Below are 19,332 nucleotides of genomic sequence, written 5' to 3'. Positions count from 1 at the left end.
GCAACGGCTACGCTAAAACCTCACACCGATGTCAGAGGCAAGAGCCTGTGACGCGGGGTTCGGCCGGGAGGGCTGTATGCGGATCGGGGAGCTCGCGTCACGCGCCGGAGTCAGTGTCCGGTCGGTGCGCTACTACGAGGAGCAGGGCCTGCTCACCAGCACCCGCAGTCCCAGCGGGCAGCGGCACTACACGGAGAGCGAGGTCGAGCGGATCGCGTTCATCCAGCGGATGTACACCGCCGGCCTGTCCAGCCGCACCATCATCGAGGTGATGCCCTGCGTCGAAACGCCCAGCGAGGAGGCTTCCGATGCCGCGCTGGAGCGGATGGCGCTGGAGCGTGAACGTCTCTCCGCCCACATCGCCGAGCTGCTGCGGACCAGGGACAGCCTCGACGCGCTGATGACCACCGCCCGGGCACACCGAGATCAGATGACGGCCCCAAGTACCGGTGGCGGCTCGGACCTGGTCCCGCAGCCGTCCCGCCGCCCGCAACCCGGCTCCGGACGCTCCGGCCGGCAGACACTCCGGGCCGCGGTGGCGTCGGGGTCACGACGTGCCGGGTGAGCGGGCCTGCCGCAGGTGCGGGGCCGGCGGCGACCCCAGCCCGCCCGGCGATTGAGGGCCCGCCGGAGGCAACACCGGCGGAGACCGGACCACTACCGGACCGTCGCCGGGCGCACGCCGTGGACCCTCCGGGGGCGCCTCAAACTCCCCCAGCTACCGCTGGGAGGTACCCCCGGGCGAGGCTGAAACGGGCCGACCTCAGCCCGCCCGGCGATTGAGGGCTGGGGTGTCAGCGGAGGGTTACCGCGCGGTCCTGGCGGTAGGTGGCGATCAGGGCCAGGCACATACCGGCGATCGCGACGCGCCCCGAGGCCTGGAGGAGCGGACCGCGGAGCAGGATGAAGGAGTAGCCCGCGACCAGCGGGACGACGATCGAGATCAGGCTCCCCGGCGGCGTGCTCCGCACGGCCCGCTTCGCGTACCGCCGGTCGACACGCGCGGCGGCGTACCCCATGCCCAGCAGCCCGGCCCCCATGCCCAGCGGCCCGAAGTCGAGCCACAGCTCGGCCCAGATCGGCGAGGACAGGTTGGTGTTGACCGTGCCCATCCACTGGCCGACCATCACCCCGGTGTCGCGCGGCTTGCCCGGCCACACCGAGCGCGGCACCGCGAAGAACACCGACCCGGCCAGCTGACGCCCGTAGAAGTGGCCGGGACCGGAGTTCGAGAAGGTGATCGTGTTCGCGAACATGCCGACCTGGTCGTAGTCCTTGAGCGCCATCGGCTCCAGGAACGAGGTCGTCTCGACCGGCTTGTAGTTCTTCTCGTCGTACCGGAAGCGGTCCGCGAAGGGGAAGACGAGCAGCGCGACCACCACGGCCATCGACAGCGCCGCCCGGTACATCGCCGCACTGACCGGGAAGACCGTGAAGAGCAGCGCGAACATGACCGTCAGGAACCAGTACCGCGGGTTGGAGATCGGGTTGTTGACGATGATGTTGAGCACCGCCAGCGCGGTCCACACCGCGATCACGGAGGGCCTGCGGCGGGCGTGCACCGAGGTGACCAGCCAGCGGGTGTAGCAGAGCAGCGCGAGCAGCGCCGGCACGGTCCCGAAGCCGCGCAGGAACGCCTGGCCCGCCTGCCCGTCGGTGGAGACCCCCGCCTCCTGGATGCCCGCGATGATCTCCTGGCGGCTGCTGAAGAACACGGCCGGGCCGCCCAGCTTCATGATCAGCGCCGCGCTGCCCAGGAAGGCCAGCAGGGTGAGCAGTTGGAGCCGCCGGTGGTGCGTCATCACGGGGCGCGGCTCGCGCTGCGAACCGCCCGCGCGCCCCGCGGGCCGGTGGCGGGCCAGCAGCACCCCGACGTCGAAGGCGGTGCAGCCGAGGAGCACCAGGCCGATCGCCACGGTGAGGTCGGAGCGCGGGCCGACCACGGGCGTCGGGACCTGGCCGAGGACGGCCTGTGCGAGCGGGGCGACGCCCATGGCCATGTAGACGAAGAGCCAGAAGGAGCCCTGGAGCAGCTTGCGGCGGCTGGTGAGAACCATGGCGGAGAGACGGGCGCCGGCGTACACGGTGAGGGCCAACTGGAGCCAGAACGCGGCGTCCCGGGCGCCCGCGCCGGACTGCGAGGCCACGAACAGCGGCAGGAAGACGCTGAAGCCGAGGGCGAGCGGGACGGACAGCGCGCGGGAGAGCAGCGTGCGCGGGGTGGTGACCTTCCCCCAGCGCCGGTCCGCGTCCTGCGGGTGCGCGGCGGCTGCCGTCCTTCGGGGTGCGGACACGGGTCCGCGCATGTCCGTCGCCATTGTGCCCCCGCCCCCCGTGCCTGGTCCGCGCGCAGTCTAGTCTGACCCGACGGGGATGGAGTGGGGGGTACTTCGGTGCGCAATCTCCCGGCCTTCACACTGGCCGGTTACGACAAGGGGCGCGGTCTGCTGACGCAGGCGCTCTGGTTCGCCGTGATGAACACGGTGTTCATGGCGTGGTTCTGCCCGGCCCGGCTGCGCGTCGCGCTGCTGCGCGCCTTCGGCGCCCAGATCGGCGAAGGCGTGCTGATCCGGCACAAGGTGCGGGTGCTGTGGCCGTGGAAGCTCACGATCGGCGACCACACCTGGATCGGCGAGGGCGCCTGGCTGCTGAACCTGGAGCCGATCACGATCGGCGCGCACGCCTGCGTCTCGCAGGAGGCCATGCTGTGCACCGGTTCGCACGACCACCGGGCCGCCGACTTCCGGTACCGCAACGCCCCGATCACCGTCGAGGACGGCGCGTGGGTGGCCGTACGGGCGACCGTGCTGGCCGGGGTGAGCGTGGGCCGCTGCGCCGTGGCGGGCGCGGGGGCCGTCGTGCACAAGGACCTGCCGGAGCTGACCCTGCAGACCGCGGACGGCACGCGCCGCCCGGTCGACGAACCGAAGTGAGGCCCCGCCGGTGAGAGTTCTGCACGCCGTCACCCTGCACTCCCCCACGCACGCCTTCGGCGGGCCGGTACGGGTCGCGCTCAACCTCGCCAAGGGGCTGCGGGCGCGCGGGCACGAGGCCTCGCTGCTGGCGCTCGGCGAGGGGTTCCCGGACCCCTGGCCCACCGAGGTCGAGGGCGTACCGGCCGCGCTGTACCCGGCGAAGCGGTTGCTGCCGCTGGGCTTCAGCGGGATGACCTCGCCCGCGCTGCTGGCCGCGGCCGGGCGGCTGGTCCGGGGGGCGGACGTGGTCCACGTGCACCTGGCCCGGGACCTGGTGACCCTGCCGATCGCGCTGGCCGCCCTGCGCGCCGGCAAGCCGCTGGTGCTCCAGACCCACGGCATGGTCGACCCGAGCGGGAAGCTGCTGGCGAAGGTCCTGGACGCGGTGGCGGTACGACGGCTGCTGCGCGGGGCGGACGCGGTGCTGTACCTGACCCCGCACGAACGGGAGGCCCTGGACGCGGTCGTCGGCGGGGCCGGGCTGGACAACACCGTGCGGCTGGTGAACGGCGTACCGGCGCAGGAGGCGCGGCCCGCGCTGTCGGGGCCGCCGCGGATCCTCTACTCGGCGCGGCTCCAGGAACGCAAGCGTCCGGTGGATTTCGTGAACGCGATGTCGCTGGTCGCGCAGCGGGTGCCGCAGGCGCGGTACGTGGTGGCGGGGCCGAACGAGGGCGAGTACGGGGCCGTGTTCCACCAGATGATGACGATGCGGCTGGACGGGAGCATGACGATTCCCGGGGCGCTGAGCAGCGATCAGGTACTGGAGGAGCTGCGCCGGGCGCACGTGTACGTGCTGCCGTCGGTGGACGAGCCGTTCCCGATGTCGGTGCTGGAGGCGCTGTCCGTGGGCGTACCGGTGGTGGTGACCCACTCGAACGGGCTGGCCCGGGACGTCGTGGCGGCGGGGGCCGGGCGGGCCGTGGAGCCGGGGCCGGAGGGGGTGGCCGAGGCCGTCCTGGAGCTGCTGGATCCGGGGGTGAACGGGGCCGCGTCGCTGGCCGCGCGCAAGCTGGCCGCGGAGTCCTTCTCGATGGACGGCGTCCTGGACACGGTCCTGTCCGTCTACGCGGGAGCCCTCAAACGCCGGGCGGGCTGAAATACGCCGGGCCACCTACAGCCCCGCCGGCGTTTGAGGCGCCGCCGGGGGCACAGCAAGCCACGCCGTCGTCGCCTCCGGCGGGCCCTCAAACGCCGGGCGGGCTGAATTCAGCCCAGCCGGGCTCACCCCAAGCCCCGCCGGCGTTTGAGGCGCCGCCGGAGGCACCACCGCCTCCGGCGGGCCCTCGAACGCCGGGCGGGCTGGAATTCAGCCCCGCCGGCGATCGAGGCGGGGGGCTACGCCGGGATCCAGGCGTAGCAGCCCGTCGAGGCGAATTCCGCCGTGCCGGCCGGGACCTCGGCCACGATCTTGGCCCCCGCGGGGAGCGTCATCGGGCTGGAGGCCAGGACGGACCCGTCCTTGCCCTTCGCCTGCCAGGTGCACGTGGTGCTCTGGGTCAGCGCCCGGTACGAACCCGCCGCCAGGTCCGTGCGCGTACCGTCGGGGAAGCCCTTCTGCGCAGCGGTGAGCACCGGCTGCTGGTCGGGGCACAGGGCCGGGATCGCGTCCTTCGCCGTGGGGATCTCCCCCGCGATGATGGAGCCGACCGCCGCGTCCTTGTCGTGCTTCGCGGTGCGCTGCACCCGCTGGCACGCCTCCTGCCCGGTCTGGAGCACCGCGGCCGGGTCCATCCTCTCCGGCACGCGCCCGCTCAGGTACTTCTTCTCCTGGGCCGTGAAGCTGCCCGTCGCCGGGGTGAGCTTCGCGTCCGGCAGCACCGGCCCGGTGGGCTTCGCCGCGGGCGGCGCGGTGGCCGTGGACTGCGCGTCCGCCGGGTCCGGGACCCCGGAGGAGGCCGGGGGCTTCGGCTTGGCCGTTCCCGCGGCCTCGGGCTTGGCGTCCGAACCGCAGGCGGTCAGCGTCAGGGCGGCGGCCAGCAGGACCGCGGCCGCTGCGGAGCGTCGGTACATCAGGGGGCTCCCGTGGTACTGGGTGGTGCGGGCTGTGGATACGGGTACGGGGCCCGGCGGTGTGCCGGGCCCCGTACCCCTCTTCATCCGGCCGGGGCTACTTCGGGCCGAAGGTGAGCACGAGCTGCGGAACGGCGTCCGCGGCGGTCGACTCGCTGGACCAGATCCAGAGCGGGTCGGTGCCCGTGCTGGTCAGGGCCATGCTGTAGCTGCCGCCCAGCACCGCGGTGACCGCGGTGGTGTCCAGCTCGACGTTCTGGATGGCGGAGCCGTCCGGGACGCCGGCGAGGGAGCCGAGCGGGGTGGCGCCCAGGGCGGGCTTGGTGTTGAAGGTGGTGTCCGTGCCGTTCCAGGTTCCGGTGATCGGGACGACGTTGATGGTGTCGGTCGTCCCGGCGTTCGCCTGGGTGCTGGTCTTGACCTGGAGCGACGCGGCCTTCAGGACCTGACCGGCCGGTGCGGCCGGGAGGTTGAAGCGCAGGTACGTCTCGTAGGCCGAGGTGCCGCGCACCGCGAGCGACGACGAGGTGCCGTACGCGGTGCTCGGGGCGCCCTGGTTGATGTAGGTGTCCTCGTTCGCGGAGACCTTGGACACGGTGTCGGTCGGCGCCTTCGCCAGGTCGAAGTGGTTCTTGACCTGGGTCTGGGTGAGGACGCTCGGGTAGACGGCCGTCTCGTCGATCTGGCCCGCGAAGAAGTTGCTCGTCGGGCGGGACGGCCAGTTGGCGAGGTTGTCGCCGCCGACGTGCCAGTAGCCGGTGTAGGGCGTGAAGTTGGTGACGTTCAGCGTGCCCTTGTTCTGGCCGTCGACGTAGAGCGCCATGCCGCCGGGACCCTGGGTCGCGACCACGTGGTGCCACTTGTTGTCGTTGTACGTGTCGAACAGACCGGTGGAGATGGTGCGCGGCGAGCCGTTGTACGCGCCGAACATCAGGCGACCGGCGTTGGTCATGTAGATCTGCTTGTCGTTCGACGAGCTGGCACGGTCGGTGTTGTTGCCGAAGCCGACCAGCTTGCCGCCGCGCGTGGTGTTGGTCTTGAACCACGTCTCGATCGAGTACGAGCTGCCCACCGTCTGGCGGTGGTCGCTGTACACCTGCTGGCTGGTGCCGTTGAAGCCCATGGCCGTGCTGGTGCCGGAGACCGCGCCGGGGCTCTGGCGCAGGGCCGGGGCGTTCAGCTGGATGCCGCTGGTGTTGCCGCCGTTGGAGGAGTCGGCGACGTACGGGCTGACGGTGTCGTCGAAGCGCCAGTACAGGTTGGCGCCGTCCGCGCGGACCTGGTTCGGGTAGGTCTGGACCGAGGTCGGGACCGTGACGGAGACGTTCGCCGACAGGGCGCTGGTGTTGCCCGCCGCGTCGCTCGCGGTCACCCGGTAGGTGTAGGACTGGCCGGGCTTGACCGTGGTGTCGACCCAGGAGGCCTGCGGGCGCTCCCACTCGACGGAGTCCGCGACCACCGAGGCGATCGGGTTCGCCGAGCCGTTGCGGTAGATGCGGTAGGTCAGCTTGCTGTCGTCCTGGTCGTAGCTGGTGCGCCAGCGGACCTGGGCCTCGCCGGGCTTGACGCTGGCGGCGCTGGCGACCGGGGTGGTCGGGGCGCCGACGTCACCGGTGGAGGCGAAACGGGTCAGTCCCTGCTGCGGGTTGCCGTTGATGAGGGTGAACTCACCGCCGACCCAGAGGTACTTGACGTCGCTCTTCTCCGCGACGGCCATGACGCGCGGGCCGATGCCCTCGCCGATGCCGTCGTTGGCGGTGGGGTGCCAGCCGAGCTTGCGCGGGCTGGCGACGAAGCCGCCCTCGGGTGCGGGCGCGGGGCCGGTGTAGTTCGTCGGCTGGGCCAGCAGGAAGTTGCGCTTCCCGTCGGGCCACTCGTTCACCAGCGAGCAGTCGTGCGCGTGCGAGGAGCTGTAGAGGACTCCGTCGTAGGGCAGGACGGACTGGGTCGCGCCGAGGCAGCGGTCGCGCCACTTCTCGTTGAAGTCGCTGAGGTTGAGGCCGATGCGACCGTCGAAGACGCCGCCGCCCGAGCCCTCGTTGCCGGTGTAGAAGCCGCCGTTGTCGTCGGTGGCGATCGTCTTGACGACGGAGTTGCTCGGGATGTTGCTGTACGCCTTGGTGAGGGCGCCGGTGGTCGCGTTCACCACGGCCAGGGCGTGCGTGCTCTTGCCGTTGATGTCGAAGAAGTCGCCGCCCAGGATGACGTTCTTGCCGTCCGGGGTGACCGCGATGGCGCGGCCCGGCTCGTCGGCGTCGGCGACGAAGGGCTTGAGGGCACCGGAGGTCGCGTCGACCGCGGCGAACCGCCCGCGGGTCTGGCCCTCGACGGTGTTGAAGTCGCCGCCCACGTACAGGGTGTCGTCGGTGACGGCGAGCGCGCGCACGGTGGCGGGGAAGCTGGGGTGGAACGAGGCCTTCGGCGCGCAGGTGGCGATGTCGATCGCGGCGAGGCTGGCGACCGGGGTGCCGTTCACGGCGCCGAAGTAGCCGCCCGCGTACAGGGTCTTGCCGTCCTTGGAGACGGTGAGGGCGCGCACGGTCGCGGTGCCGTCGCCCACGGTGAAGCTGAGCTTGCAGTCGGTCGGGTTGCCCGTCGCGGCGTCGAGCGCGACGAAGTTGACCGCTTCCTGCTCGGAACCGCTGCCGGCGTTGTCCGGCGGACGGACCGTCGAGAAGGTGCCACCGGCGAAGACGGTCCCGCTCGTCTGCGCCATCGCGAAGACGACGCCGTTCGGCTGCCAGGTCGGCAGGTCGTCGGCGGTGAAGGCCACGGGCTGGGTGATGGCGGAGGCCTGGGGCATGAGCACCAGACCCAATCCGGCGCCGGCACCGACCAGTGACAGGGCGAGGGCAGCAGTCAGCCCTCTGGATCTACGCATGAGCCCCCCAGGGCAATAGCCCGGTTTCAATTGGCTGAAACTATCCGAACAGCCATATGTACTGGCGCAGACTAGGGCTCACTGGACGGCCTGGTCACCTCACTTGACCCATTGCATACCAACTTGGAATCAACGGGGATCAGGAAGGAGGGTGCGGTGCGGACATACGGCGGAAAAGGCCCGGTCACGCCCTGGAAGACGCGACCGGGACACGGCAAACCTTAAGCGAGGCGAGCGGTGTTACGGCACCTCAGCGGTCGATGCGGACGGTGGCCCCGGCCAGTTGGTCCTCGACCTGGCGCACGTCGGCGTCCACCATGATCTGGGCCAGTTCCTGCACCAGGACCGTCGGCTTCCAGCCGAGCAGCGCGTGGGCCTTGCTCGCGTCGCCGATGAGGGCGTCGACCTCGCTCGGACGCTCGTACTTCGCGTCGTAGCGCACGTGCTCGTTCCAGTCGAGGCCCGCGTGGGTGAAGGAGGCCTCGACGAACTCGCGGACGGTGGCGGCAACGCCGGTCGCCACGACGTAGTCGGTCGCCTCGTCCTGCTGGAGCATCCGCCACATCGCGTCGACGTACTCGGGCGCGTAGCCCCAGTCGCGCACGGCGTCCAGGTTGCCCAGGTAGAGGTGTTCCTGGAGGCCGGCCTTGATCCGGGCCACCGCGCGGGTGATCTTGCGGGTCACGAAGGTCTCGCCGCGGCGCGGGGACTCGTGGTTGAAGAGGATGCCGTTCACCGCGAACATGCCGTACGCCTCGCGGTAGTTCACCGTGGTCCAGTACGCGAAGACCTTGGCGGCGCCGTACGGGCTGCGCGGGTGGAACGGGGTGCCCTCGTTCTGCGGCGGCGGAGTGGCGCCGAACATCTCCGAGGAGGAGGCCTGGTAGATCCGGGTGTCCACACCGCTGGCCCGGATGGCCTCCAGCAGGCGCAGCGCGCCGAGACCGGTCACGTCACCGGTGTAGAGCGGGGCGTCGAAGGAGACGCGGACGTGGGACTGCGCGCCGAGGTTGTAGACCTCGTCGGGCCGTATGTCGCGCAGCAGGTTCACGAGGGCGACGCCGTCCGAGAGGTCGGCGTGGTGCAGGACGAAGGACCGGTTGGCGGTCTGCGGGTCCTGGTAGACGTGGTCGATGCGCTCGGTGTTGAAGCTGGACGACCGCCGCACGAGGCCGTGCACCGTGTAGCCCTTGGAGAGCAGGAGCTCGGCGAGGTACGAGCCGTCCTGTCCGGTGACGCCGGTGATCAGTGCGGTCTTGCCCATGTGGTTCCCCTGGTGGTCGTTGCGGTTCGGTACGGGTGGGCGCGGCCCACCCCACTGCGGCGGGGCGGCGCCCCGGAGTTCGGCCCGGACGGTCGGCTCCCGGGCGCGGCGGCGGGAGTACCCGCGGGGCTGCGGGCCCGGGTCCGACCGCGGACCGGGGTCCGACTGCGGATCCGGCGGCGGCTCCGGGTCCGGCAGGAGCCGCCGGGGAACTGGATGCGTACCGTACACGGCACATCCGGAGCCCCTTGATCCGGATCGCCCCCACGGCGGCCGGGGCGCACGACGGCTCCCACACCTCGGGCGTACGATCCGGCCGCTGCGGGCACCTGGGCCGCGGCGCGCTCCCGCGGGCTGGCATCATCGCCGGTATGACAAGCTCGCTGCCGCTCCTGCCCCCGCACGCCCGCGTCTTCGTCGCCGGTCACCGCGGCCTCGTCGGCTCCGCGGTCGCCCGACGGCTGACCGCCGACGGCCACGACGTGCTCACCCGGGGCCGTGCGGACCTCGACCTGCGGGACGCCGCCGCGACCGCCGCGTACCTGAAGGACGTCCGCCCGGACGCCGTCGTCCTGGCGGCCGCCAAGGTCGGCGGGATCATGGCCAACAGCACCTACCCGGTGCAGTTCCTGGAGGACAACCTCAAGATCCAGCTCAGCGTGATCGCCGGCGCGCACGACGCGGGAGTGGGCCGGCTGCTGTTCCTCGGCTCCTCCTGCATCTACCCGAAGCTCGCGCCGCAGCCGATCAGCGAGGACGCGCTGCTGACCGGCCCGCTGGAGCCGACCAACGAGGCGTACGCGCTGGCCAAGATCGCGGGCATCGTCCAGGTGCAGTCGTACCGCAAGCAGTACGGGGCCTCGTACGTCTCGGCCATGCCGACGAACCTCTACGGCCCGGGCGACAACTTCGACCTGGAGTCCTCGCACGTCCTGCCCGCCCTGATCCGGCGCTTCCACGAGGCGGCCGCGGCGGGCAGGGACGAGGTCGCGCTCTGGGGTTCGGGCACTCCCCGCCGGGAGTTCCTGCACGTGGACGACCTCGCGGCGGCCTGCGTGGTGCTGCTGGAGTCCTACGACGGGGACGAGCCGGTCAACATCGGCTGCGGCGAGGACCTCACCATCAAGGAACTGGCCGAGACGGTCGCCGAGGTGACCGGCTTCCGGGGCCGGCTCGCCTGGGACACGTCCAAGCCCGACGGGACCCCCCGCAAGCTGCTGGACGTGAGCCGGCTGACGTCGCTGGGCTGGAAGCCCGGCATCGGACTGCGCGAGGGCATCACGTCCACCTACCGGTGGTGGCTGGACTCCCAGGTCGGGAACTGAACGCATCGGCCGGCCTCAGTACGCTCCGCGACCGTCGACGACGGCGCGGAACGTACGGGCCACGACGTCGACGTCGCTGGTGAAGGACCAGTTGTCGACGTACTGCAGATCTAGCTGAATCGTTTCGTCCCACGACAGGTCGGAGCGTCCGCTGATCTGCCACAGCCCGGTCATCCCGGGGCGCACGGTGAGCCGGCGCAGTTCGACCTCGTCGTACCGCGCCACCTCGTCCGGCAGCGGCGGGCGCGGGCCGACCAACGACATGTCCCCGGTCAGCACGTTCAGGAGCTGGGGGAGTTCGTCGAGCGAGGTCCGGCGCAGCAGCCGGCCGACCCGGGTCACCCGGGGGTCGCGGCGCATCTTGAACATCAGCCCGTCGTTCTCGTTGGCCCCGGTGAGCTCCGCCTTCTTCGCGTCGGCGTCGACCACCATCGTGCGGAACTTCCACATCACGAAGGGGGCGCCGTCGCGGCCGATCCGGCGCTGGCTGTAGAAGGCCGGGCCGCGGGAGCCGAAACGTATCGCCAGGGCGACCCCGAGGAAGAGCGGGGACAGCATCAGCAACCCGAGCGCGGCCCCGACCCGGTCCAGTACGGACTTCAGTACGGGCTGGACGCCGCGGCTGACCGGCGGCGCGATCCGCAGCACGGTGAGCCCGCCGGCGGTCAGCGTCTCCAGCCGCTTGACGGATACCTCCACCAGGCCGGGGAACACGGCCAGTTCGAGGCCGGCGTCGTGCAGGGTCCAGGCGATCCGGCGCAGCCGCTCCCCCGCCATCCGGGCGCCGGGCGCCACCAGCACCAGGTCCGCATGGTGGCTGGCGACCGCTTCCAGCACGGCCCCGGCGTCGCCGCCGGGCAGGGCGGGCATGTCCGCCGCCAGTCGGGCCGCGACCGGGACGCCGCTGCCGAGCGCGCCCTGACCGACCGGCACGACGCCGACGACCACGTACGGGTGGTCGGTGCGCGCGGCGAGGTGGGCGATGACCTCCTCGGCCGTGTCGGGCTCGCCGATGACGAGCACCCGGCTGACCGCCTGGGCCTCGCGGCGGGCGCCGGAGAGGTGCCGGTAGGTGAGCTTGTGGCAGGCGACCGTGATGAGGAGGGCGGGCAACAGCGCGCCGAGCGCGGCCATCCGGGGGGTGCTCTCGTCCGTCACCACGCGGGCCACGGCCAGGACACCGATGAGAATCAGCCAGTCGTGCACGACGGGCAGAACGCCGCGCGATTCTCCCAGCAGTCGGGAGGCATAACGGCGGCGCAGCGCCTGCACGGTGACCCAGGCGAAGGCCGCGCCGAGCGCGCAGTAGAAGGGTCGGGCCTGTTCGGCGGCCTCGAAGACCAGGCCGACGGGCACGGCCGCGCCGACGAGGTCGGCGGTCAGGGCTGCGGGCAGGTACCAACGGGCTTTGTCACCGAGGCGTCGCGCGGGCGCAGCTGTCCCCTGAGCCGTTCCGGCCACTCTTTGCGCAGGAAAATGGACATGCCTCATGGGCCCCCCTGGCACGTGGACTATGACGATGGCGTATGCCCGTGGCTTCCCCTGGCCCCGAACATGCGTCGCACCGGGAAACACTACGACAAACACCCGTACGGTAAGTGCCGTTTACGTGAACGAGCCGTCTCGTTGCCCGTTCGTTAGCGGCCGGTACGACCGGTTCCACATTTACGGGTCCTCCAACACGCACACGTTGGTGAACAGTTCGCATAGCGGACCCGTCTCTTCGGACAACGAACCGTTTCTGGCCAACCTTTTGACGCGCCCCTGACATCCCACTCGGTTGATGGCACTCTTCGATCCGTTCTGCGCACCAGCCTGTTCTGCCCGGAGGCCCACCCAGCTTCCGGAACCCCCTTGCAGAAGGAGTCTGCGTTGAGTCCCACCCCCCACCGGCGTGCCACCGCGGCCGGCGCTCTCGTTGCCGCCGCCGCACTCCTGGCCGTAGGCATCCAGACCGGCACCGCTTCCGCCGACGCCACCGCGTCGCAGGCCCGCACCGCCGCTCAGCCCAACCCGGGCGCGGCCGCTTACAACCTGTCGGCTTCGGAGCGTGCGACGCTCCTGTCAGAGGCCAACTCGACCACCGCGCAGGCTGCCAAGGCCCTCGGCCTCGGCGACCAGGAGAAGTTGATCGTCCGCGACGTCGTCAAGGACGTGGACGGCACCACCCACACCACCTACGAGCGCACCTACGGCGGCCTGCCGGTGCTCGGCGGTGACCTGACCGTCCACGCCAAGGGCGGCGTCACCAAGAGCGTCACCAAGGCCACCAACGCCGAGATCAAGGTCGACACCACCGCCGCGGTGACCCCGTCCGCGGCCGAGGGCACGGCGTTCTCCGCCGCGTCCGCGGCGGGCGGCAAGGACGTCAAGGCCGCCAAGGGCGCGAAGAAGGTCGTCTGGGCAGCCGAAGGCGCCCCGGTCCTCGCCTACGAGACCGTGGTCGGCGGCGTCCAGCACGACGGCACCCCGAGCGAGCTGCACGTGGTCACCAACGCCAAGACCGGCGCCAAGATCACCGAGTGGCAGAAGATCGAGTCCGGCGTCGGCAACACCATGTACAGCGGCCAGGTCACCCTGGGCAGCACGCAGTCGGGCAGCAACTACACGCTGAACGACGCGGGCCGCGGCAACCACAAGACGTACGACCTCAACGGTGGTTCGTCGGGCACCGGCACCCTCTTCACCAACACCACCGACACCTGGGGCAACGGCGCGGCCTCCAACCGCGCGACCGCCGGTGCGGACGCGGCCTACGGCGCTCAGCTGACGTGGGACTACTACAAGAACGTGCACGGCCGCAATGGCCTGCGCAACGACGGCGTGGCCCCGTACAGCCGGGTCCACTACGGCAACGCGTACGTGAACGCGTTCTGGGACGACTCCTGCTTCTGCATGACGTACGGCGACGGTACGAGCAACACGCACCCGCTCACCTCGATCGACGTCGCGGCGCACGAGATGACCCACGGCCTCACCTCGGTCACCGGCAACATGACCTACAGCGGTGAGCCCGGCGGCCTGAACGAGGCGACCTCCGACATCATGGCGGCGGCCGTCGAGTTCAACGCCAACAACGCCAACGACGTCGGCGACTACCTCGTCGGCGAGAAGATCGACATCAACGGCGACGGCACCCCGCTGCGCTACATGGACAAGCCGAGTAAGGACGGCGGGTCCAAGGACGCGTGGTACTCCGGCCTCGGCAACCTCGACGTGCACTACTCGTCGGGCCCGGCCAACCACGTCTTCTACCTGATGTCCGAGGGCTCCGGCGCCAAGGTCATCAACGGGGTCAGCTACAACTCCCCGACCTCGGACAACCTCCCGGTCACCGCGATAGGCCGCGACGCCGCCGCGAAGATCTGGTTCCGAGCCCTGACGGTCGGCTACTTCAAGTCGAACACCAACTACGCGGCCGCCCGTACGGCGACCCTGCAGGCGGCGGCCGACCTGTACGGCGCCAGCTCGGCCACCTACAACAACGTGGCCAACGCCTGGGCCGGTATCGCCGTCGGAGCCCGCCCGCCGCAGAGCGGCGTCTCCGTCACCTCGGTTCCCAACCAGAACACCAAGGTCAACACCGCGGTGAGCCTGCAGGTCCAGGCCACCAGCACCAACCCGGGCGCGTTGAGCTACGCGGCGACCGGCCTCCCGGCCGGCCTGTCGATCAACGCCTCGACCGGTCTGATCTCGGGCACGCCGACCACCGCCGGCACGTCCAACGTGACCGTCACGGTGACCGACTCCGCCTCGAAGACGGGTACGACGTCCTTCACCTGGACCGTCGGCACCACGGACCAGAACGTCTTCGAGAACACGACCGACTACACGATCAACGACAACTCGACGGTCGAGTCGCCGCTCACCGTGGCCCGCTCGGGCAACGCGCCGAGCACCCTCAAGGTCGACGTGAACATCGTCCACACCTACGTCGGTGACCTCAAGGTCGACCTGGTCGCTCCCGACGGCAGCGTGTACAACCTGCGCAACCGCACCGGCGGCAGCGCGGACAACATCGTCCAGTCCTTCACCGTGAACGCCTCCTCCGAGGTCGCCAACGGTGTCTGGAAGCTCCGGGTCGCGGACCTCGCGAGCCAGGACGTCGGCTACATCAACAGCTGGAAGCTCACCTTCTGATCCCCTCGGGGACGGTGAGCACCAACTGACCTGACACGGGGCCGCCCGGGAGGAAACCTCCCCGGGCGGCCCTGTCCCATGTCCGGGGCCACCGCCGCCGGTGCCACGGCCGAACGGCCGCTCTGCCACGGGACCTGCTCCCCGCAGGTGCGGGACCTTCGGCGCCGGACAGGCGCGCCGGGCCGGTTCACACTGAACGGGAGCGAACCTACGGAACCGTAGGTTCGGGACACCCGCACCGGCACGGACGGACGCACACATGCCCGCGACAGCACAGCAGCCCCTCGCCGACACCCCCGCGCGCACCGGGTCCGACGACCACCCGTGGCTGATCCAGGGCGGCATGGGCGTCGGGGTCTCCGGCTGGCGGCTCGCCCGCGCGGTGGCCCTCACCGGTCAGCTGGGCGTCGTCTCCGGCACGGCCCTCGACGTGGTCCTGGCCCGTGTCCTGCAGACCGGTGACCCCGGCGGCCACGCGCGCCGCGCGCTCGACGCCTTCCCGCTGCCCGAGCTCGCCCAGACCGTGCTCGACTGCTACTTCCGCGAGGAGGGGGACCTCGCGGACGGCGCCCCGATGCGCACCACCCCGCGGTTGCGCGCCACCGGGGGCAGTCAGGCCGAAGTCCTCACCGTGCTCGGGAACTTCGTCGAGGTGTGGCTCGCCAAGGAGGGCCACGACGGCCCCGTCGGCATCAACTACCTGGAGAAGATCCAGCTGGCGACCGCGCCCGCGATGTTCGGGGCGATCCTGGCGGGGGCCGACTACGTCTGCGTGGGCGCCGGGGTCCCCGGGCACATCCCCGCGCTGGCGACCCGCCTCGCCCGCTACGAGCCCGTCGTCTCCCGGATCCACGTCGAGGGCGACGAGGAACCGCTGGACCAGCTCTTCGACCCGCAGGCCCTGCTCGCCGGGCACCTGCCGGGGCCGCTGCGCCGCCCGCGGGTGCTCGCCATCGTGTCGCTGCCGGTGCTGGCCACCTACCTCGCCCGGGACGCGGCCACCCGGCCCGACGGGTTCGTCATCGAGACCAGTTCGGCCGGCGGCCACAGCGCCCCGCCGCGCGGTCCGATGACCCTGGACGCGGCCGGCGAGCCGGTCTACGGCCCCCGCGACCATCCCGACCTCGCCAAGATGGCCGCGCTCGGGCTGCCGTTCTGGCTGGCCGGCGGCCAGGCGTCGCCGCGGGCGCTGGCGGCCGCGCGGGCCCAGGGCGCGACCGGAGTGCAGATCGGCAGCGCCTTCGCCCTGTGCGAGGAGTCCGGCATGGCCCGCCACCTGCGCGAGGAGGTGCTGGAGCGGGCCCGCGCCGGGAAGCTGGTGGTCCGCAACGACCCGGACGCCTCGCCGACCGCCTTCCCCTTCAAGGTGGCGGAGTTGCCGGGCACGGTCTCCGAGCCGGAGGTCGCCGCCGCCCGGCGCCGGGTCTGCGACCTGGGCTTCCTGCGCACGCCGGTGCGCGGCCCGCGCGGGCTGGTGTACCGGTGCGCCGCGGAGCCGGTGGCGGCGTACGTCCGCAAGGGCGGCGAGGCGGCCGCCGCCGAGGGCAAGCAGTGTCTGTGCAACGGGCTGCTGGCCACGATCGGGCTGGCCCAGCGCCGCCCGGGCGGCCGGGTCGAACCGCCGCTGGTGACGATCGGCAAGGACCTCTCGTTCCTGCCGGAGGTGTCCCCCGACGCCTCCCCCTACACGGCGGCGGACGTGGTGGCGTGGCTGGCGGGCGGCCTGGCGGCCGGGGCGGCGCGGCCCGTGGCGCAGTCGCGGCCGGCGTAGCCGAGCGGCCGCGCAGCCGGAAAGGGCCCGGCCCCCTGGTCGCTGCCGGGGGGGCCGGGCCCTTCAGGTGGTGCGGGGGTCAGCCGAAGTGACCCAGGAAGCCGTCCTCGAAGAAGCCGAGGCCGTCGTCGTGGATGAGGGAGTCGTCGGACTCGTCGTCCGCCTTCGCCGCGATCCGGTCGCCGCGGTAGCCCTGCGGAGCGGCCTGCCGGGCGCGCCGACCCTCGTCCTCACGGGGACCCTGCGCCTGGTCCGGGCCCTGCGCCTGGTCCGGGGCCTGCTCCCGCTCCGGGGCCTGGTTCTGGTCCGGGGCCTGGTTCTGGTCCGGGCCCTGGTTCTCCTCGGGCTGCTGGGCCTGGTCGGGGCGCTGGTTCTGGTCCGGGGCCTGGTTCTCGTCCGGGCCCATCGCCTCGTCCGGGCCCTGGTTCTGGTCCGGGCCCTGGTTCTCGTCCGGGCCCATCGCCTCGTCCGGGCCCTGGCTCTGGTCCGGACCCTGGCTCTCGTCCGGGCGCTGGTTCTGGTCCGGGCCCTGGCTCTCGTCCGGGCGCTGGGACTGGTCCGGGGACGCCTGGTCCGGGGTCACCGGCTCCGGGCCGTCGTCGTCCATCCGGCTCTGCTCGTCGCGGCCGCCCTGCTCGCGGCGGCCCTCGCCGTCACGGCGCTGGTGGTGACGGTCGTCATCGTCGTCGTCCCAGCGCCCGTGGCCACCGCCGTGGTGGTGGTCGTCATCGTCGTCGTCGGACGGCTTGAAGAGGACCGAGCGGACCTCCAGACCGCCCGTCGAGTCCCACGGGTTGAGGGTCCGCACCGCCCGCCCGCCGCAGCTGCGGTCCTCGAACACCAGCGCCAGGGACCGCGTCTCGTTCTCGACCCGGGTGGCGGGCTGGTCCCAGCTGGTTCCGGTCAGCCGGTAGCAGGTGTCGTTCTCCGGGGGGTGGATCTCCCTCCATCCGTCGTCCTCGATCCGGTAGCGCAGCTCACCGAGCGAGCGGTGGTGCCCGTCGTCGTTGGCGAGCGCTTGGCCCGCCGCCGGAAGGACGAGGGCCAGCGCGCCGACGAACGTGGCCGCGGCGGTGGTGCGAAGACGCATGGGGAGTCCGTTTCTCGGGTTCCTCGGATACCGGGTCCGGTGGGCATCCGCCGGCAGCGTAGGAGCGGACGGGGTTGCCGAAACGATTCGCCATGCGCAGCGCGTTCGAGGGTTCACCCGGGCGGGGCCGGGCCGTTGGCCCGGACGCACTCAGGGTCGTACGGGCGTACGATCCCCGGCCGACTGGGCGACCACCGGTCCGGCGGCCGCCGGGGCACCGGCCGGAGCCGGGGTCCGCGCGGCGCTCCGCACCAGGACGAAGACCAGCGCCGCCCCGACCAGGCCCATCGCCCCCGACACCAGGAACGTCTCCCGCAGCCCGCTCGCGAAGGCCGCGTCCACCAGGTGGTCCAGCGTCTGCCGGGCCTCCCCCGCCGGGGCCGCGCCGAGCAGCTGCCCGGCTCCGCCCGAGGCCAGCGCGTCGGCCATCGGGCGCGCCCCCCGCGCATCGCCCAGCCCGTCGACCAGGCCGGCGTGGAAGACGGCACCGAGGACCGCGATGCCCAGGGCCGTGCCCAGCTGGCGCGCGGTGTTCAGCGCGCCGCCCGCCATGCCCGCCCGGGCCGGGGCCACCGCGCCCATCGCGGCCGCGGCCAGCGCCGGGGTCGCCATGCCCACGCCCACACCGGTCACCGCGAGCCCCGGGACCAGCGCGGACCAGCCGTCACCGGCGTCCAGCATCAGGGCCTGGAGCAGCGCCCCCACGCCGATCAGCAGCAGCCCGCCGCCGATGGTGAGCCGCGGCGAGAGCCCGTGCAGCAGCCGCCCGGCCACCGCGGCGACCAGGAACGCGGCCAGGCTGAGCGGCACCAGCACCAGGCCGGCGCCGACGGGGCTCATTCCCTCGGCGGTCTGGAGCCACAGCGAGGTGTACATGAGGTAGGAGAAGGCCGCGCCGGAGAGCAGCAGTCCGGCGGCCATGACCGCGACGAAGACCGGGCTGCGGAAGAGCGAGAGGTCCAGCATCGGGTGGGCGGCGCGCAGTTCGACCACGACGAAGCCGACGAAGGAGAGGACGGCGAGCGCGAAGAGGCCGAGGGTGGTGGCGGAGGTCCAGCCGTTCTCACCGACCCGGATCAGGGCGTAGGTGACGGCGGCGGCGCCGACGGTGAAGGTGACCATGCCGGGCAGGTCGACGCCCTTGGCGTGCGGGTTGCGGGACTCGGCGACGGCCTTGAGGGTGACGAGGACGGCGAGGGCGCAGACCGGCAGGTTGATGAAGAAGATCCAGCGCCAGCCGAAGTGTTCGGTGAGCAGGCCGCCGATGATCGGCCCGGCCGCGGCGGCGGCCCCGTTGACCGCGCCCCACACGCCGAAGGCGATCCCGCGGTCGCGGCCCTGGTAGGCGGCGCTGAGCAGGGCCATGGTGGTGGCGAACATGGCGGCGCCGCCGATGCCCTGCACGGCGCGGAAGGCGATCAGGGTGCCCGGGCCGTCGGCGAGGCCGCAGGCGAGCGAGGCCGCGGCGAAGACGGCGAGGCCACCCAGGTAGACCCGCCGGCGGCCGATCCGGTCGGCGAGCGAGCCCGCGCCGAGGAGCAGGGCGGCGAGGGCGAGCGCGTAGACGTCCATCACCCACTGGAGCCCGGCGAATCCGCTGTGCATGTCGGTGGCCATGTCGGGGAGGGCGACGGTCACGATCGTGACGTCGACCAGCAGCATGAACGCGCCGAGGCAGACCGCGGTCAACGGCAGCCACTTACGCATGGGGACTCTCCTTGGGCAGTTCTGGGGTCCGGGTCCGGGGGCTCCGGACCCTGTCGGGCCGGGGCCGGAGTTCCGGCGGCCGGGACTCTGGCACCCGGTGGTCCCAAGGTTTCAGCCGGCCACCGGATCGCCCATCCAGGACCTGCCTTCTGCCGGATTCCCTTCA

12 protein-coding genes and 1 pseudogene are annotated in these 19,332 nt (G+C 72.0%); 6 read left to right on the top strand and 7 right to left on the bottom strand.

The window, feature by feature from the left end; translation table 11 throughout:
* Window positions 1–76: 76 nt before the first annotated feature.
* Window positions 77–439: pseudogene (locus tag ACIBEA_RS20720) on the top strand (MerR family transcriptional regulator); the annotation flags it as partial.
* Between the two features lie 355 nt (window positions 440–794).
* On the opposite strand, the gene ACIBEA_RS20715 reads toward ACIBEA_RS20720, so the two are convergent.
* Complete coding sequence (locus ACIBEA_RS20715; RefSeq protein ID WP_399262869.1) at window positions 795–2,306, bottom strand: hypothetical protein; 1,512 nt, start codon at window positions 2,304–2,306, stop codon at window positions 795–797.
* Window positions 2,307–2,393: 87 nt separating this feature from the next.
* Here ACIBEA_RS20715 and ACIBEA_RS20710 point away from each other — a divergent pair, with 87 nt between their 5' ends.
* The gene (locus ACIBEA_RS20710; RefSeq protein WP_399262867.1) at window positions 2,394–2,933 is read left to right on the top strand and encodes a WcaF family extracellular polysaccharide biosynthesis acetyltransferase; all 540 of its coding nucleotides are present in this window, start codon (window positions 2,394–2,396) and stop codon (window positions 2,931–2,933) included.
* A 10-nt stretch (window positions 2,934–2,943) separates the two neighbouring features.
* Window positions 2,944–4,074, top strand: coding sequence for a glycosyltransferase (locus ACIBEA_RS20705; RefSeq protein ID WP_399262865.1), 1,131 nt, complete (start codon window positions 2,944–2,946; stop codon window positions 4,072–4,074).
* Window positions 4,075–4,313: 239 nt separating this feature from the next.
* Here ACIBEA_RS20705 and ACIBEA_RS20700 read toward each other — a convergent pair whose 3' ends face one another.
* The 3 genes from ACIBEA_RS20700 to gmd form a co-directional block, all read right to left on the bottom strand.
* Window positions 4,314–4,988 carry a hypothetical protein gene (locus ACIBEA_RS20700; protein WP_399262863.1) on the bottom strand — a complete coding sequence of 225 codons (675 nt, stop codon included), beginning with the start codon at window positions 4,986–4,988 and terminating at the stop codon, window positions 4,314–4,316.
* Window positions 4,989–5,085: 97 nt separating this feature from the next.
* Window positions 5,086–7,869 (bottom strand): DNRLRE domain-containing protein, encoded by a 2,784-nt coding sequence (locus ACIBEA_RS20695; protein ID WP_399262861.1) that lies wholly within the window; start codon window positions 7,867–7,869, stop codon window positions 5,086–5,088.
* Between the two features lie 250 nt (window positions 7,870–8,119).
* A complete protein-coding gene (gene gmd / locus ACIBEA_RS20690; protein WP_399262859.1) occupies window positions 8,120–9,133 on the bottom strand; it encodes a GDP-mannose 4,6-dehydratase in 1,014 nt (337 codons plus the stop codon).
* A gap of 371 nt (window positions 9,134–9,504) precedes the next feature.
* Here gmd and ACIBEA_RS20685 point away from each other — a divergent pair, with 371 nt between their 5' ends.
* A complete protein-coding gene (locus tag ACIBEA_RS20685; RefSeq protein WP_399262856.1) occupies window positions 9,505–10,458 on the top strand; it encodes a GDP-L-fucose synthase family protein in 954 nt (317 codons plus the stop codon).
* A 15-nt stretch (window positions 10,459–10,473) separates the two neighbouring features.
* Here ACIBEA_RS20685 and ACIBEA_RS20680 read toward each other — a convergent pair whose 3' ends face one another.
* Entirely contained in the window at window positions 10,474–11,949 is a 1,476-nt protein-coding gene (locus ACIBEA_RS20680) for a sugar transferase (RefSeq protein WP_399262854.1), read from the bottom strand.
* Window positions 11,950–12,330: 381 nt separating this feature from the next.
* Here ACIBEA_RS20680 and ACIBEA_RS20675 point away from each other — a divergent pair, with 381 nt between their 5' ends.
* Window positions 12,331–14,598 carry a M4 family metallopeptidase gene (locus ACIBEA_RS20675; RefSeq protein WP_399262852.1) on the top strand — a complete coding sequence of 756 codons (2,268 nt, stop codon included), beginning with the start codon at window positions 12,331–12,333 and terminating at the stop codon, window positions 14,596–14,598.
* Between the two features lie 259 nt (window positions 14,599–14,857).
* Window positions 14,858–16,369, top strand: coding sequence for a nitronate monooxygenase (locus tag ACIBEA_RS20670; RefSeq protein WP_399262850.1), 1,512 nt, complete (start codon window positions 14,858–14,860; stop codon window positions 16,367–16,369).
* Between the two features lie 79 nt (window positions 16,370–16,448).
* Here ACIBEA_RS20670 and ACIBEA_RS20665 read toward each other — a convergent pair whose 3' ends face one another.
* Window positions 16,449–17,459 (bottom strand): hypothetical protein, encoded by a 1,011-nt coding sequence (locus tag ACIBEA_RS20665; RefSeq protein ID WP_399262848.1) that lies wholly within the window; start codon window positions 17,457–17,459, stop codon window positions 16,449–16,451.
* Window positions 17,460–17,609: 150 nt separating this feature from the next.
* A complete protein-coding gene (locus ACIBEA_RS20660) occupies window positions 17,610–19,166 on the bottom strand; it encodes an MFS transporter (protein ID WP_399262846.1) in 1,557 nt (518 codons plus the stop codon).
* Window positions 19,167–19,332 lie beyond the last annotated feature (166 nt).

The organism is Streptomyces sp. NPDC051555 (assembly GCF_044454405.1).
Lineage (GTDB): Bacteria > Actinomycetota > Actinomycetes > Streptomycetales > Streptomycetaceae > Streptomyces.
Note: the sequence above shows the minus strand (reverse complement) of the source record. Positions and strands in the feature narration are given on the sequence as shown.